At 55.2% G+C, this 16,357-nt stretch carries 13 protein-coding genes; 4 read left to right on the forward strand and 9 right to left on the reverse strand.

From position 1 onward, the window contains the following. Window positions 1-1,185 precede the first annotated feature (1,185 nt). Both ACSQ36_RS26000 and ACSQ36_RS26005 read right to left on the reverse strand, forming a co-directional pair. A complete protein-coding gene (locus tag ACSQ36_RS26000) occupies window positions 1,186-1,833 on the reverse strand; it encodes a hypothetical protein (protein WP_436184178.1) in 648 nt (215 codons plus the stop codon). A 123-nt stretch (window positions 1,834-1,956) separates the two neighbouring features. After that, window positions 1,957-2,400 carry a hypothetical protein gene (locus tag ACSQ36_RS26005; protein ID WP_436184179.1) on the reverse strand — a complete coding sequence of 148 codons (444 nt, stop codon included), beginning with the start codon at window positions 2,398-2,400 and terminating at the stop codon, window positions 1,957-1,959. Between the two features lie 530 nt (window positions 2,401-2,930). Here ACSQ36_RS26005 and dcm point away from each other — a divergent pair. Next, window positions 2,931-4,292 carry a DNA (cytosine-5-)-methyltransferase gene (gene dcm / locus ACSQ36_RS26010; RefSeq protein ID WP_436184180.1) on the forward strand — a complete coding sequence of 454 codons (1,362 nt, stop codon included), beginning with the start codon at window positions 2,931-2,933 and terminating at the stop codon, window positions 4,290-4,292. A 366-nt stretch (window positions 4,293-4,658) separates the two neighbouring features. Continuing rightward, window positions 4,659-6,254, forward strand: coding sequence for a hypothetical protein (locus tag ACSQ36_RS26015; RefSeq protein WP_436184181.1), 1,596 nt, complete (start codon window positions 4,659-4,661; stop codon window positions 6,252-6,254). A gap of 395 nt (window positions 6,255-6,649) precedes the next feature. Here the strand turns inward: ACSQ36_RS26015 and ACSQ36_RS26020 are convergent, their stop codons facing one another. The 7 genes from ACSQ36_RS26020 to ACSQ36_RS26050 form a co-directional block, all read right to left on the reverse strand. Further along, complete coding sequence (locus ACSQ36_RS26020; RefSeq protein WP_436184182.1) at window positions 6,650-7,714, reverse strand: hypothetical protein; 1,065 nt, start codon at window positions 7,712-7,714, stop codon at window positions 6,650-6,652. Window positions 7,715-7,845: 131 nt separating this feature from the next. Beyond that, window positions 7,846-8,682 carry a DNA adenine methylase gene (locus ACSQ36_RS26025; protein ID WP_436184183.1) on the reverse strand — a complete coding sequence of 279 codons (837 nt, stop codon included), beginning with the start codon at window positions 8,680-8,682 and terminating at the stop codon, window positions 7,846-7,848. 264 nt (window positions 8,683-8,946) lie between these two features. Further along, window positions 8,947-9,372, reverse strand: a complete 426-nt coding sequence (locus tag ACSQ36_RS26030) for a hypothetical protein (RefSeq protein WP_436184184.1) — start codon at window positions 9,370-9,372, stop codon at window positions 8,947-8,949. A gap of 402 nt (window positions 9,373-9,774) precedes the next feature. After that, a complete protein-coding gene (locus ACSQ36_RS26035) occupies window positions 9,775-10,314 on the reverse strand; it encodes a hypothetical protein (RefSeq protein WP_436184185.1) in 540 nt (179 codons plus the stop codon). Next, window positions 10,307-10,519 (reverse strand): BPSL0761 family protein, encoded by a 213-nt coding sequence (locus tag ACSQ36_RS26040; protein ID WP_436184186.1) that lies wholly within the window; start codon window positions 10,517-10,519, stop codon window positions 10,307-10,309. The genes ACSQ36_RS26035 and ACSQ36_RS26040 overlap by 8 nt, the downstream gene beginning before the upstream one ends. 450 nt (window positions 10,520-10,969) lie before the next feature. Further along, the gene (locus ACSQ36_RS26045; RefSeq protein ID WP_436184187.1) at window positions 10,970-11,443 is read right to left on the reverse strand and encodes a hypothetical protein; all 474 of its coding nucleotides are present in this window, start codon (window positions 11,441-11,443) and stop codon (window positions 10,970-10,972) included. Window positions 11,444-11,445: 2 nt separating this feature from the next. Continuing rightward, window positions 11,446-11,982, reverse strand: coding sequence for a hypothetical protein (locus ACSQ36_RS26050; protein WP_436184188.1), 537 nt, complete (start codon window positions 11,980-11,982; stop codon window positions 11,446-11,448). A gap of 1,267 nt (window positions 11,983-13,249) precedes the next feature. On the opposite strand from ACSQ36_RS26050, the gene ACSQ36_RS26055 reads away from it, so the two are divergent. Continuing rightward, window positions 13,250-13,678, forward strand: a complete 429-nt coding sequence (locus tag ACSQ36_RS26055; protein WP_436184189.1) for a helix-turn-helix domain-containing protein — start codon at window positions 13,250-13,252, stop codon at window positions 13,676-13,678. 1,098 nt (window positions 13,679-14,776) lie between these two features. Beyond that, complete coding sequence (locus ACSQ36_RS26060; protein ID WP_436184949.1) at window positions 14,777-16,180, forward strand: ISNCY family transposase; 1,404 nt, start codon at window positions 14,777-14,779, stop codon at window positions 16,178-16,180. Window positions 16,181-16,357 lie beyond the last annotated feature (177 nt).

Here is a 16,357-nt window from a genome sequence, read left to right on the forward strand (position 1 = left end):
GACTACCGAAAGCGAATATCGCCCCATGTTCAGTCGAGCTATCTGGTGAGGCGGCAGCCTAGTCTGCTTGGCATCATCTATCGAAGCTCGTGTTTGAGCAGTCGAGTCCACGTACTGATGTGTCATTCTTTCTTGTGCGATTTCTGCACTGAGATCGTTCAGTGACGGAGGCGTCGACTGCGCAAACGACGATACGGCCGGAATTGCGACGGTGGCCGCTACAATCAATTGAGCAAGTTTCACGAATTCTCTCCAGTAGGTGGCTCACGTACAGTGCAGTACGGATCTGACGAAGGCAGCGTAGACCTGCACTCTCGCAATAACGAGCACTGCTGGCTGAATTCACTGTTGTCAATTTCCACACAAAGCTGCGACTGCCCAATTGAAGAAGACTTTCCCCTCAGATGCCATGCCTCGCGGTTCCCTTGTACCGATGCGTCGTATGCAGTGGTTGTGATCGGGCTCTCACAATCTCTGCTCTAATGCTGCCCAGCGTTCAGGAGCATCCATATCTGCCGCGTTGGTGGTCCAGTAAAAATTCGCGCGAACACTGCTCCACAGCGACCGCAAGTGTAGTGCTCCTCCACCGGCGCTGATTTCACTGCAGCCGCTCCATTGAGCATCAGGCGCTCGTGTCCAGGCTCGCCGGCCGGTCTTCCATATAGTTCAGCGCAGTCCGCGCAAGGTTGGATCCAGAATTCCACAGGTCACGTGCCGAAAATAATAAGCGGTCGCGCCGCAAGCTGATGTTCGTAATACGGCTGTTCTGTGTCATCAAGAATAACGAACATCGCCGCCGGATTTTTTGGGACGGGAGTCAACCCGCCGCCACGAATACGAAAGCCGAATGCATGCGGCGGTCAAACGTTGCGGGACTCTCACAAGCACGACCGCTCTTGGGCACATTGGGTCAGCTCGCCGGGCGTCGCCACTTCTCGTTGTCAGAGTCCTGCTGTGGCTCCCGCTAGAATGATTCATTATTGAACATCTCGGCACTCTCAGTAGCTACGGCGACGGCACCAGAAACATCGTCGCTGTTACTGGTACTCTTGCTCGGCTATCGGCCTTTGAAACGGCCATGGACAAGGAAAGAAGTGGCGCGTCGGCACCGTCGCCTTCGTGGTCCTAGTCGTGATGTCTCGCATCTCGGTGACGGTCGGGAGCGCATAACGCTCCCCATTAAGCCTAGTGCGCCTTCATGTGAGCCTTGCGCGAAAGCGTTGGCACGCGCGCGAGCAGCTCGATAGAGTTCTTCTTAACGACCTCCGTGAGCCGGTCAGTCATGAGAACACTAACCAAAACATGCTCAAGAGGAACGCCCGGTATATCGGTGGTTGCCTGGTGGTGAACCCTCCCACTTCCAGCTAATGTCGTGGCTGCCCGCACAAACTGGTTAGCCTTCTGCTTGCCGCACTCCCCTCGGAATTGCTCGACACCGTTCTGCGGGCCAGATATATCCCAGGGGATGAACGCCGCACCCTTGTCCTGAATAAGGGCAAAGCCCGCTTTGCCGCCCTTCTTCCAGGAATCAATTGTCTTCCAGACCTCTGGGTCGCTCGCGTCAGCTAACCAGTAAATCTGCAGCGTCCCAACTTGAAGCCGCATCGTAAGCAGGATGCAGTCCTCTGCCTGGAAGCAGCCAAGGCCGAAATTTCCCGCGCCCGAGCCCGCACAGTTCGCCACCATGCCGAGGTCGACGTTCGCTGTAAGCACCGGCGTGGTCGGTCGCAGCATCGCGGCTGACCTCGCGAACGGCGCGAAGTCCTTGGCCGTGCCGATTGCGCCTGTCTGGCACAGACCAAATTCGAGTTCGTTGTCAAATACATCTTCCATTTTTCTCTCCTGTGTTTCGCTACTCCGGCTTCTACGCCGTACGTATGTTTGAGACTTTGTTTCCGCCACAACTACTAGCGGCGCGCAATGACAGTCGTATTGGGACGACGTGGCTTGCCATCGCTAGATGACTTGCGATGCACCATCCATATCCAGGTCAAGAACATTCATCTCGACCGAAATGTTGTGGATGTCGTATGCGTTGACTTCGCTTTGCAGGATTCCGACAGCAAGACCCTCCAGCAGGTCTTCGTTCAATATTTCCCATACTGCTCCTTTGAATTGATTTAAATTTTGAGGTCCAGCCCTGTCACGAAACTCTTGAAACCTATTTAAATCTGGCGACTCGCATGCGTGCAGATTGGACTTGCCGCCCATCCCAAGGTAGGAAAGGTATTTTCCATGTTTTTTCCACTCATCAAAGAGCGACCAAAGCCTCTCGTCCAACACATCAGCCAGGATGAAATGGAAGGTTGTGCCCTGTCTCTTGAGAAAAATGAAAACAGGACCCTCCGGGGTGTTCATCATTGTTGTTGAATGACTGATTATAAATTCAGCTGGATCCATCCATTTTGAGGATTCGGAAAACGAGACCAAGCAAGATTTCTTAACGAACGAGTCAAGCCCTGGTCCTTCGTTACGCCAGGCCGCGATATATGCGAGAGATATTTTTTCAGGAATACTCGTTTCAATTTTTTGATTTAAAAAAGGCCGCAACAAATAGGCAGTAGATGGATGATATTAATACTCGAAGATTTTTGCAACATAGTATTTAAGCCAGTTTAAATTGTTAAACAGTATAAATATTTTACGAATTTATATTTTTATATGTTTGGGAAAATTACTTAAGAAATGCCGCTGGCAGGCCCCAGAGCGCCCTCAAGAAAGCGCCTGGTTCCATTAGCGCGTATGGCGGCCTGCTTTAACCGTCCGGCTACGCTTATCTGAAGAGCTTCTGGTGACAGCCCCGGCAGTCGGTTATGTGTGATTTCTGTTCTGCTGCAGCCCGAAGCTAGCAATTTAAATGTTTCGAACTTTTCTCGTAAAAAGATAAAACCCGTTCGCTCTACCTGTTTCCACTATCAACGGGAAACAGGATGTCAGCGCAGAACAGTATCAGTCCGACGGGCAAGCTTCGTGTTGCAGAACTATTTGCAGGTGTGGGTGGGTTCCGCCTAGGACTGGAAGCAGTACACGAAAGCCAATTTAAAATTGTGTTAAGCAACCAGTTCGAGCCTTCCCGAAAGAAACAGCATGCGAGCGAGATTTATCAGGCTCGCTGGCCCGGTGGCTCTCACATTAACGAGGACATTTTTAAGGTCCTTGAATCGGAAGATGGTATTCGGGCGATACGCGAGGCGTCGCCGGACGTCGTGGTCGGTGGCTTTCCGTGTCAGGACTTTTCCGTCGCGAAGCCTCTATCAAAATCACAGGGGCTTGCGGGCCGGAAGGGAGTGTTGTGGTGGGCCATTGCTGAACTGCTTCAGCAGCGCATTCAGGACGCGGAGCCTGCGAAATATCTGATTCTGGAAAACGTAGACCGGTTGCTTTCGAGTCCTGCTTCATGTCGAGGTCGGGATTTTGCCGTCATCCTCTCTACCCTTCACTCCCTCGGTTACGCCGTCGAATGGCGTGTCGTCAACGCCGCAGACTACGGGAACGCCCAGCGTCGCAAACGCACCTTCATCGTCGCTTATCACAAGTCGACCGGTGCTTATCAGCGAATGCGAGACGAGGGACTTGCGGCCAGCGATTCTGGATGGCTCCCGCACACAGTCCTCAACAGCGCACTCCCCTGTGTTCCAAGAAACTCGCTCGACGGCGTAGCGCCTGCCCTGAACGTGCTTGCTGACCCCTTTGACGAGCAACTGCACTATCGCCCCCTGTCCAACGGAAAGTCCCGCTTCGCCAACTGCGGACTGATGCTCGGGGGGGCCGTGCGGACCTTCACCGTTGACGCCGCCGACATTGATGACTTCCGCGAGTTTACCGGCCACGTACATCCACTGACGCTTGGGGACATCGTAAGCAAGACCGGCCCGGTACCGACCACCTTCTATATCAGGCAGGAAGACGAAGAAAAGTGGCGTGCCGCCAAGGCGGCGAAGACTATCCCACGAACAACGAACGGTTTTACGTATAACTACTCCGAAGGCGCGATGTTGTTCCCGGACCCGCTCGACCGACCATCCAGAACAATCATTACGTCGGAAGGCGGAACCACGGCGACACGAACAAAGCACGCCATACGAGAGCCGGGCGGCCTCCTTCGACGTCTCGTTCCCGAAGAGCTCGAGGCGCTAAATGGGTTTCCGCGCGGATTCACGGCCCATCCCGACGTGACGGATGCAACGCGCGCGATGCTTATGGGCAATGCGCTGGTTGTACCCCTTGTTCGTCGTATTGGTGAAGCTCTGTACAGGGCGAGCCTCAGTCTATCCTGTCGGCGAATAACTTGACGTGACACGATGAGCCATTGACGCGCGAAAGCAGGAGTCCAATTACCTGCAAGCAGGTCCGGATATGACACGAGAAAACTGCTGCAGATGCGTCTCCTTTTTCCGCGCAATCTCGTGGTGCAGCGTCATCGCTGCGCTTCGTTAGCAGCAGGAATATTTTCGGCTCGCTTCATTCATGGTGGCGTCAGGCTGAGTCGCGATCGTACCTCACCTTTTCACGGAATCAGGCGGACATCACGGTGTCTGAGCGGTGACGGTCGCGAGCGACTTCAAACAGTGGCTATGCCCGAGGTCGACTGGCCCACAGCCGTATCGCAGGCTAAAACTTAGTTCCTACAGGTTCTATAACATGCTCTGGAGCCAGATATGGAAACAAACATCGCCCGTACTCGTGTCAAAACACTCGAGGAGTCTCTAATCTACATCGTTCGCCTCCTGGCGAAAATGGACAGCATGGCCGGCTTCGGCGGGGTCGCTCTTATCCCGGATGTTTTCGTCTGGACGTTGGAACAGATGAACCCATCGCTAATTGAGCGATTAAGCAAGCTCGACCTTCTCGACACATTCAGGCTGCGTCTCGCCCAGTATCAGGAACTGCGCGTTCTAGCCGAGCCGCTTAGATTCGAGAATCACCTCCGTGCCGAAGCGGAAATGTGCACCGACCTGCAGGATTTCGGATATCTCGAACTCGGCGATATGCAGTACGCGCTTCGGTGCGGCGACTGGCGTCCCGATGACCCCTTGACCCGGCTATGTTTTGAGCGAGTCCTGCGCACAGCCTGCGCCATGCCACGCATGGAGGAGGAAGAATCCCGCGCCATAGGCAATCCTTTGCCAGTCCGCGCAGCAAGCACACTCAAAGGTACGGAACATCTTAAGGGTGTCACTGAGGACACGTCTGCCAATCTCAATGCGCCGGTGCCAGAAGCTATGGAAACAGCGCTTCAACATATTCGTCGCGAACTCATCGCAAACGACGATGGTCGCGAAGACCGGCACTGGGCGCACGTTTATACGTCCATTCTCGGCGCCTGGTTGCACGAGGATATGCCCGACGAAGTAACAAAGGTGTTGGCTGGCGGACACGCTCAGGCGTTCTTCGACGAACTCGCTCAGTTCCGCCACCAAATGGAGCAGGCGGAGCGAGTCTGGAATGCGATGGGGAAAACTGTTCGCGCGCTGGTGCTGCGCGCAGATGAACCGGCAGCGTCAATGGTCATCGCAGAGTTTGTGCGAACCGACAATACAGCTGAAGATGAAGTGCCCGCGTGGACCTCCCTTCTTCGAAACATGGTCAGGCGTCGCGGCCACGGAGATTCATCCGCCGGCCGCAAAGATATCTCTAATGTCACAGAAACGCACGACACATCTGCTGTCGTGGAAGCAATCCGGAGCGACTCTCGCGCAAAAACTGCCGGCTATCTGATATCCAGCGCCGACTTGCCGACATCGCTTCGCGGAAGCGTCCATGAGCAGCTGTGTCTAGCGGTCCGGCTACCCGAAGAGCGAGTTCACATCCCAGAAACGCTCAGCGAAGCACCCGGACTTCAATGCGTCTACTCTCAAATGGATAGGCTGAACGCCCCCTACGAGACTCAACTGTCTGTAAGCCGGGCTTTCTGGTGCAAATACGAGGCAATGTGGCCAGTGCTCTTTCGCTTTCGGCGCGCCATCCCCGTGTTGTTCGTTTTCGAAGGACGATGCGTCCTGGTCAAATACCCGTTCGAACATTTCTCTGACCTTCGGGGGGTCGCGGACGGACGAACCTATCGATGGACCGTCAACGTTTCGGAGGGCCCCTGGACGGATTGGCACGGATATAGAAGGGTAGATACGCTTCCTGACGGGGTACAACTGAAACCGGCGATGCTAGACCAGATTGTTGACCTGAGCGAAACCGTCCATGCAAACCCCTTGGGAGATGCCTACACGGCGAATCATCAGGAGAGTCTTCCTGACTGAAAAGACATCGTCGGGCATCTTACCTCGTGCGGTCTGATTTCTCTTCGCCCGTACAAGCCACACACGGTGTACTTCCGAGCACAGGCCGAATCTCATCGAGGTCGACCTCTCCACGCGCCGGGGCCCAGGGCCTCGGCTTTTCGAGGTCAGGTGTGCGTCGGACGAACGCCCCTACACGAACACATCGCGTTCGGAGATGGCCGGTACTTCCACCCCGTGCTCCCAGAGACAACAGCCGAAGCTAGACTCCTATCTTCAACACCTCCGAGGTTTGCAGACGAGCGGTCACCCGCCTTCAAATTTTCGGGCGGCGATAACTCAAAAGAAAACTAATCGGCAGGGGGCGCATATAAGTCCGACGAATGTACTAGCCGTTCTGAAAACTCGCCCGCGACCTAGAACGGCACCTCGTCGATAGCATCAGGGATATCGCTCAAAGAGCGATTGCAGCGAGCGCCGGCATAAGATACTGCATTCAAAACGCGAGATTTGACGTCGACTTTCACTGAAGTTTCATCATCGAAACTCAGCCGATCGCTGAGTACCGGGATAAGCCCGTCCAGTTCGCCAAGGTGTGCGAGAGTGGCATCAATTGACGCGCAGTCGGCGAGCCCAAAGAATTCGTGAACCGCGAGAGCGCAGATTTCTTTTCCGACGAACACAACAGGTAGCTCATCGTCGAACTGATACAGGAAGCGATTGACCTCCGCCGCATCCAGACGCACCCATCCAGAGGCGAGTTGCAACACGCATTCTTGCGCGGTTCGACAGTTATCGACAAGACCAAACGATGGCGCAGAAAAGTTCACGAAGGCGTCGCATTTGGCAATCCATGCATCTGGCACGGTAACTGCCAGGCATTTCGCCCCCGACACACCACGCTGTAGACTGACAGGAAGCCGCTCCGTGTCAAATATAAACACTGTCTCCTTCGAGTACGCACTAATCCGAATCTGTTCGATGGCGAGGGAGGAATCCCGCGTCCGAAAAACCTGCTGGTCCTTTGGAGCTTCGTCAAGCTTCGCCAAACGCGCGCCCACGGCGCATTGCAACATATGCTCGTAGGTCTCCCTAATCGTCTGCAGGCTGACCGTGTCTCGATAACGCTCGATAACGGAGATTGGCGCCTGCAACCATGCGTCATACCGCGACTCTATATCGGACGCCGAGTCGAGAGTTCTGGCCTCGTCGACAACACGCTGCAACGCGATTATTGCCGGCCACACCATGTCAAAGCACTCTGACAACTCTGCATCGAATTTCTCTCCTCTGGCGTCCCGGAGCCAATCAACGTCCTGACGCCGCCGCAACACAAGGTCGATTGCAGCGTAAGGTGTGAGACGTTCCCACCCTTCACGATAACGTTCGCTTTTCGCAGCGATGAAAACAAATTCTTCAACGATAAGTTGTAGCAGCGTAGTGAGTTTCGGCTCAGTTGTTGACAAGGAGTGGATGGTCATTAGTTAGTCCCTTGTGGATGATGGCTCTGTATAGCAGAGAGTTTTATCTGTGCAGAGGACGGTTTGCGCGTTACTTCGTCGGTAACGTAACGCGCATGGCCGAAGCGACCCAGCACCCTACCGCCATCCACCTATCGGAAGATGGCAAGCAACTCGCGTGCGGCTCCGCGCTTTTCGGAAGCAGCACTGACCGAGCGGCGGGCATCAAACGTGAAAATCTCGGCGCCTGCATAAATCTCGCGCGCCGTCTGGCAGTCGTGGTTCGATATCGCGACCGGGACTCCCTTTCGTGCCAATTCTCTCGAAATTGAGGCAAGTTCTAATTGGCGCTCCATGCTAAAGCCGCTAGGGCTATAGCCAGTGAATGTCTTCGCGCTATCTGGGTCGAGATATGGCGGGTCGCAGTAGACTACATCCCCCGAAGTAGCGGTGCACATCACCTTGGCGAAGTCTGCAGCAATGAAATCCGCGTGCTCTGCCTTCGCGGAGAAGGCGGTAATCTCTTCGAATGGAAACCGTGGGGGACGCGTGGGGTATCCGTACGGCACGTTGAAACCGCCCGCTTTGTTGTAGCGACACAGGCCGTTGAAGTTGAATCGATTCAGGTAAAGAAACTGCGCTGCTCGCGCAAGCGCATCCTGCTCAGCGTTAAATGCCGCCCTCACTGATAGATACCGTTCCGGTGTACGGAAACACTCTTCAAAGTATGCCTTTGCCATCTCCACGAATCCGTCGCGTCCATTTGCGACTGCCTGATAGAGTTCGACAAGATGTCGATTGCTGTCCGCCAGAAGATAGCTCTCGTAGTGTGTATTGAGGAAAATGGACCCACCGCCCACAAACGGCTCGACTAACCTCTTGCCGCGCGGCAGCCGGAAAACGATGTGTTGAAGGACTCTGGATTTACCGCCTACCCAACGCAGAAATGGTCGGATTGGCCTCGCTGGTGCCACTGGATTTTTGTTCATCCAGTGTGAAGCGACGGCTTTTATCCAGGCAGACGCAGGCCTGAATGTTCAGGCGAGTCGCGACTCGTGGCCTGCGCGGCCGAAATCTCTACTGAATCTTTCCCGCTCCGGTCATGCCTGTATGCGAGCTCTGCGTTCGGCTCATGTGCATTTCAATGCGAGAGAACTGCTGAACGCAAGCGTGTACGCTTGCATAAGACCGCACGTCTCAACCGGCCTGCATGCCACGTGGCTTAAGAAGTTGCCCTCGTTGAAGGCGTGTCTCTATGCCGATGCTTCTCCCTCCCGGGCAGAAGCCGCGCTGAATAGCGACTGCACCCGTCTCGGCTCGCTATGTCCAACTACGGCAAAGCGCGAGCCACTCTCAAGCGTGTAGCACAGCAATTGAGGCGGCAATACCTCGAGCTCCACTACCGTTTCAATCTCTGGTTCTGGTGACTCAGCTGAACGTGCCTGAATCACTGTTATTTTCATGTCGACGATATCCTGCGCGGCCATGAACTCAAGAATCGAACGAGCTGATGAGACGACCACTCGGACGAACCCAACTTCACCGTTCGTCTTGTCAAGGGTTAGATCGAGAAGAAAAATTGTGCCCGCAGGGAGTTGTGTAACGCCATAGCTGGCTCCCTCGCTTGAGCTCCTCTCGAGAATCGCTCTCGCCGTGACCGGTGCTCCATCGTTTCCCATTCTTGTCCTTGCATTTTCAAACCCAGGACCACCCAGTCGACGTGACTTGGGAGCCCATATCAACAATCCGTTTCGCTTCACCTGAAACTAATCAGACGAGGCGAAAGAGACACCAGTCGGCTCAACTCCCCGACTCGACGTGTTGCCGCGCGTAACCCACTCAATTGCGAACATTCATCCAGGGTTGGTACGGGTTGCTTGCGGTCGCCGGCGTCCCCAAATAGATAGAAATTCAGTTCGTCCCCTAACAGCACGCCCATCACCCAAGCATCACGCCATCACCAGCGCGTCTGGATCCGCGCGACCTGGAGAAGCATTCAGTCTTCGTACTCTCATCTCGAAGCCTTGTGAAATGGCAGCGAAATTCGCTGCGCGTCATGAAAATGCATGGCTTGCTATTCTTCAGGAAAGCATATGCGACAGCATCTTCAGCAGCACATCCAGGACTCCATCCGATGCTTCAAAGTCGACTGCTTCAACGTCGATGCGTGGCTGTCCAGCAACCAGAAGACCTGCAGAGAAGCGGTTTTTCTCTCTCACCATATCGAGACGCGCGACTGGTTGACCCACAACATCACCTGCCGACCTGAGCAGCTCAACAAAAACTGTCAGGAATGTGCTGGTCTCTGCAAACGGCGCGATGGGATATCGCCTATTGCTACGCGCTCGCAGATCCGTTACCAGAGCAAGCATGCATTCTTGTGCCTCGGCTCCAGAATCCGACTCACCCAACTCCATCGACAGATCGCGGGTGACTTCTTCCATCAATAACAGAACTTCACCATGCTTCCAGTACTCTCCTTCGTACACTCTTAGTCGCCATGCAGTCGTCGCGCCGTCGAGAGAGTCACCGTCGAGGCGGCTGCTTCTTGTCGACGCGCCTTTTCTACTGACGATGTGTCGGCGCACGATGGCCACTTCCCGGTCCGAGAAGTCAGTCATACCAGCGCGCGTCCGGGTCCGCCCAAATCTCCGGAGCCTTGGCCGCTGATATGCGTAGGTGACACCGCTCTGGGTAATGACGTAGGATCGACCGTGCCTGTTCTCGATACGTTGCGAGCGTTACGTCGCCGCATGCGTTTGCGAGGTCGCTCAACAGCTCATATGCGCGGAGCACTGAACGGGAGCGTTCAAGCGGAATGGTCATAAGGGATCCCTCTCACCTCAGTATCTAGAATGGCTTCTAAATTCGCATTCTGCTCATGTCGCCGGTTCTCACCACAAGGCTCGTCATCGCGAATTATGGATTCTCCAGTCCATGCACCCGCCTGGAAATCCTGGCAGGATGTCGACTCAATTGGGACGCTCGGAGGGCGCGTCGTAAAGCACGTTTGATCAAATGACCCAACTTCGCATCTGACATTGCAAGGATCGCAGCTGCCACCGGTGGCTGAAACGTCGTCGCTCGAAGAGCTCGCAGAATCAACCTCTTTTCCGAGAAGCTGAACGTTGGGACAATCCGGGGGACTGTGCTGATTTTTCTGCGACTTAACTTCAATCTAGGGTCCGTCCTAAGTTTGACGCGTGTCGCGGCGCCATGATCGACCCAGCACGCGTAGTCGCCTTCGCTTGCTCGAAAGCACTGACAGAAGTCATGTCATTCCCTGCCAGATTGAGGCGCAGGTTGTTCAAGCAGGCGAACAAAAATCGTCCACACCGTTTCTCCATCGTGCACCTCAACGGTGGGCAGTAGTCTTTCGGGCACCCCGACCACCCAGATACCTGCATCAACCACGACCCCGTTCGTTATCAGGTCAAGACGTCCAACCTGCTCCCATGCATTCCCGGTCTCGCGCCCAAAGGGGCCGAGTGTCTGAATCTCGACAGTCATGAATGGCTTCAGCGAGGCTGCCGTGCCTATCGCATTTGTACGCCCGGCGGTGAGGCGTGTTTCTATCTCATCGCGAACATGCGATATGACTCGCTCATTGAGCGTATCCCCATCCGAGCAACGCGGACTGAATACCGTCTCTCCGGAGATTTCAGAAACTTCCGGTGCTGGGTAGTCTGCGCCGAGGACACTTCCCTGGTATGCGCGGGCGCGCCATAGAACGGGTCGAAGAGAAATCATGCCTATTCCCATCGAGAAACGAATCCCGCGTCGCCCCAGTCCGGCAATATAAGCAGCACCGCCTTCCAGACGCGTTCGCGTTGACGCGCGACTATCGGGCCAAATGTCAGTTCGGGCTGGCCAGGAATGAGGAGTTGCGTTCTCATACTGCTATCGTCATGGGTCATGTAGAGATGGGCCAATCGTTCCCCAACCTTGTCGTCCTCTCGAGACAGACTCTCCAGCGTCACAGTCATGTCTGCTTCATCAAAAAAAATCTCGTCGACCGTTCCGTTCCGCTTCATTTTTTCCGCCAGTAACACTCGCGTTGCAATGAAGCGTTGCAATACACGGTCGTCGGGTACTGGACGGACGAACACGATCGAACCGCTGCCGGTGACAGTCGAAACCGGTTTGAGGTCGGATTGCGGGTTAGCGTGACGCCCTGCATAGGCCCTTGCGCGATACCGCATCTCACCCATCCGATACACTTCATTCGGGCCGACTGATATTTGCGACACGTCGGGATATGAGATGACCTCTCCTTCGTTATCGCCCATCGCTAATCGCTCCGCCTTCGACACCCACATTCGCCAGTCAGGGACTAGCTCAGTTGTAATATCGCGCCACTCCTTGACTTTCCATGCGCGCGCCGCGTGACTCCAAACGAACTCTGCGTCGCCATCACGCCCGGCTCGGCCGATTAGCGTGTAGGTGCTTCCGCTTTCGGTTGCTCCAGTACGTGACTCAGGATCGAAACTCACCACTGGCGTGCTTACTCTGCCCTCGTGGTCGAGAACGCTATACCCAACGAAATGACGGGTTCCGGTCTCAGTTTCCCGAATGGACCAGCGCTCGAGTACTACGGCGTCGTTGGACGAATAAACGTGTACAGACATCTAGTGGCCCTTAGGAGCGTCGCTGTCGTCAGACGCTGTCGCCCGACGTGACTTCATGACGCGAATTGAAGCAGTCTGGATTTGCATGCATAGCGCAGCTTGGGTCGAACCTATCAGGAGTACATTTGAGTTCGCGGTGCGCGATTCCGGAGTTCATCGATGAGACGGCGGTCGCCGAACGAACACAAACTTTCCCCCTGTGTTGGTATCGCGAACGCTGAGCTACCTTTGCTGGTTACGAGACGGGCTTTCTCACCGCATGCCCATTGAAAGCTGGTAGCCACCCAGCTGAACTCCACGACGCGTTGCCAGTACTCTCCCGGGAAATCGCGCCTGCTGCCTGCGATAGCCGGCCGGTCGAACGATCGCATACCCGCGAACCTACGAGCCAACATGAAGTCGCTAGCCAGCTCGTACGTCGATTCGGCTGTTGTATTGACCGAGTCGCAAATTTTCCCAATTAGCGCTCCGGGGAAGCCTTTGACATCCGCGAGCCCGCCACCGATCATCCGCCGCGTAGCGTGTACCGGGTACGCGCCTGCGAACCAATCAAGGCAAGCGGCAAGCATGGAAAGGCGCCTTTGGCCGTCGTCGATAGGCTGCAGGACGCAAACGACACTTTCTTCAATCGCTTGAACAGGATGTGCTGGTGCAATCCAGTCAACGCAAACAGGCACAAGAACCATAAATGACCTTCGAAAGCTGACGGACGCTCTGTCGTTGCACTGTCGATGACGGGCAACAGGTCTGCCTACGGGTCCAGAGAGGCAGACTAGACGATTGTAGACATATAAATTGTAAATCTCAATGTCTACAACACAAAAATTTATGACATCCGAGTTTTCAACATCGAGCTTTACAATTCGGATGTTGTAGACGAATTGCCTGCAAAGCCCAATGATGACGGCTTTTCAATGCAGGGCTGTGCATGGCGGAACTTGCGAAGCTGTTCGCGGAAGAGATGCGTGTCCGTCGGGACAAGCTGAGTCTGACCCAAGAGGCCTTCGGCGCCCCGTTAGGACTTGACCGAAGTGCGGTCAGCCGCATCGAAAAGAGCGCACCGAATCTTTCGATTTCAAAGGCCGTCCTTATAGCTAGCGCTTTAAAAACCAGCGTGAGCGAAATGGTCGGCGGCGAAAAAAGCGACAAGACTGCACAGCAGATAACCGAGGGTATGGCGACGCGTATCCGGAAGTGGCGTGCTGAGAACGGACTGAATCAGCGAGAGCTCGCCGAAAAGGTCGACGTCGACCGCAACCGGGTCAGCGCTGTGGAGTCGGGAAAGAAAAACGTCACGTTGGAGACGATCGAGAGATTTGCCAATGCTTTGGACATCTCCCCCCTCGAGTTTCTATAGCGCTTCCAGTTTCGTCCTGTTCGCGTTGCTCGCGCCCAATGCGAATCGGTGGGCAGCAGGCGAGATTGATTTGATCCGGCGATCTGCCGCACAAACATGACTGATCCCCTTCCTGCTTGCTACAGGCCTCCCTCGCAATGAGGGCCTGGATGCACTGCCGGCCTGCTTCCCGCGCAATACTCGCCATATCGAAGATTTCTGGACCTCGCCACACTTGATGTGTCGTTTGCTGCTTCAACGTTAAACGAATTAATCAATGTTTCCCTAGCGCGTCCGGTCACTACCCTTCCGTGACGGCTATGTATGGCAATCCGCAAGGTAGTGCGCCGCCAATCGGTTCGCGACCACGCTGCTGCCACAGCGGCTCTTTGACCGATTGTTTCCGTATTTACCCTCGTCACTCCAACAAATTGCAGGCTCCACCTTGCCACCGCGCGCCGGTGCAGCAAAAGCAAGACTTAAGGCGATCCCAGGGGAAACAAATACCAACGTTCATAGGCAACCGTTGTGGCCGGTGGTCAACCGATCGATCTGGTCCACGAAAGTACCAGATTTTGTCTGAACAGCGGCTCACTCGGATGGGGTGTTCAGATTTCGCAAACTAGGTGCAAGGCAAAGACTTGTTGCCCGCCTCAAAACACCCTCTCTGACAGGAAAATTCAGGTCCTCAGAATTATGTCAAATCTCGAAACGGATATTGCACAAATTTTCATGGCAAATTTAGGGCAAAAAAACGGCGCATTCGCTTAACGCGCAACGTTGCGTGGCAGTCTCCTTTCGTTTAATAGACAACTTTACGTGGATCGACGCCTGACCTTGCCACGCAAGGCTGCGTGATAACCGTTTCGCCTCGAATTCTGGAAGATTTCTGCCAGTTAGCGCCGACAATTTCTACTTTGTCGTGGGTCTACTAGAGAGGCAGGCTGAACATATGGTGAGGTGTTGATTCATCTCTTTATTTGATTTTACATAAGATAAATTATCAATGTAAAATCTGTAGCAGCAATATCCTAATGTCGTGTTTGAGCAAGATAGGAATGTCGTGTTTTGGTGCTGGTGCGATGCTGGGAGCTTCCGATCCAACGATGGGAGCTCGCCATGCAGCCAACCGACCTGGTGACGTTGAACATGCGCGAACTCGACCGACTCAAAGTGATTCAAGCTGTGATGGACCGGATGCTCAAACCGGGCCTGGCCGCCGAGCGTTTGCACCTGACGGTGCGTCAGATCGAGCGGCTGGTGCTTCGGTATAAACAGACCGGGCCGGGCGGCGTTGGATCGGCTGCCCGAGGACGTCCTGGTAATCGAAAGCTCGATGAAGCCACGGCTTACCGGGCGCTAATTTTGATCCGAGACCGCTACGCCGATTTCGGCCCGACACTGGCCTGCGAGAAGCTGCGTGAATCTCACGGTCTGACGCTTTCAAAGGAAACCGTGCGGCACCTGATGACTGACGCGGGCCTGTGGATTCCGCGCAAGCAGCGCCCGCCCAAGATCCACCAGCCGAGGAACCGGCGTTCGTGCCTGGGCGAACTGATCCAGATCGATGGCAGCGATCATCGGTGGTTTGAGGAACGCGCGCCGGCCTGCACGCTGCTGGTGTTTATTGACGACGCGACCAGTCGGCTGATGACGCTGCACTTCACCGCGACCGAGTCGACCTTCAGTTATTTCGAAGCGACGCGCCAGTACATCGAAGCGTATGGCAAACCGGTCGCACTCTACAGCGACAAGGCGAGCGTGTTCCACTGCAACCACCCGGCGAGCACGCCCGGCAAGGGTGTAACCCAATACGGACGGGCCTTGTACGAGTTGAACGTGGATACGTTATGTGCCAACAGCAGCCAGGCCAAGGGGCGCGTGGAGCGCGCCAACCTGACCTTGCAGGACCGCTTGGTGAAGGAGTTGCGACTGCGCAAGATCGACACGAAGGAAGCGGCGAACGCTTATGCGCCCCACTTCATTGCCGACTTCAATGGCCGCTTTGGCAAGGCACCGAGGAGTGCGTACAACGCGCACCGGCCGCTCAGGGCGGATGAGAATCTTGATCTGATTCTGACCTGTCGGGTCTCGCGCTGCGTGTCGGCGACGTTGACCGTCCAGTATGACCGGGTGATGTATTTGCTGGACGATACGCCGGCCAACCGCGGCCTGATTCACCACTACCTGGACGTGGTCGAATACCCCGATGGGCGCATCGAGATCCGGGCCAATGGTGCCGCCCTGACCTATCGCCAGTACGATCGCTTATCCGACATCGACCAAGGGGCGGTAGTCGACAACAAGCGGCTGGGACACGTGCTGGAGGTGGCGCGGCAGGTGCAGCTGGAGCGGGACAACCGGCGCATCTCGGGTTCGCCGTCGAGGACTAATCAGGGCGAGCCGGCGAAGCCGAAGATGCGGGCCAACAACACGCGCAAGCAGCGCGCGCTCACGCAAGCGGACCTGAACGGCATCATCTTGAGAACGGCCGAAAGGCGGGTAGCCGCGGTGGGGAAATGACCCTTTCAAGAGAGATTTAGAAGGCTGAAACCAACCTCAAACCAACCCAAAACCCGACATTTCTAATTAGCCCGCACCCCGACATCTGAATCTGGCCTCGACATTCACATTCATTTTCATTTTCATTCTTTTCATCTGTGAGGGCGACCGGCTTCGCAGGGTGCGAAAAATTTTATG

The sequence above is a fragment of the Caballeronia sp. LjRoot34 genome (assembly GCF_964253815.1).
In the GTDB taxonomy this organism is placed as follows: Bacteria; Pseudomonadota; Gammaproteobacteria; order Burkholderiales; family Burkholderiaceae; genus Caballeronia.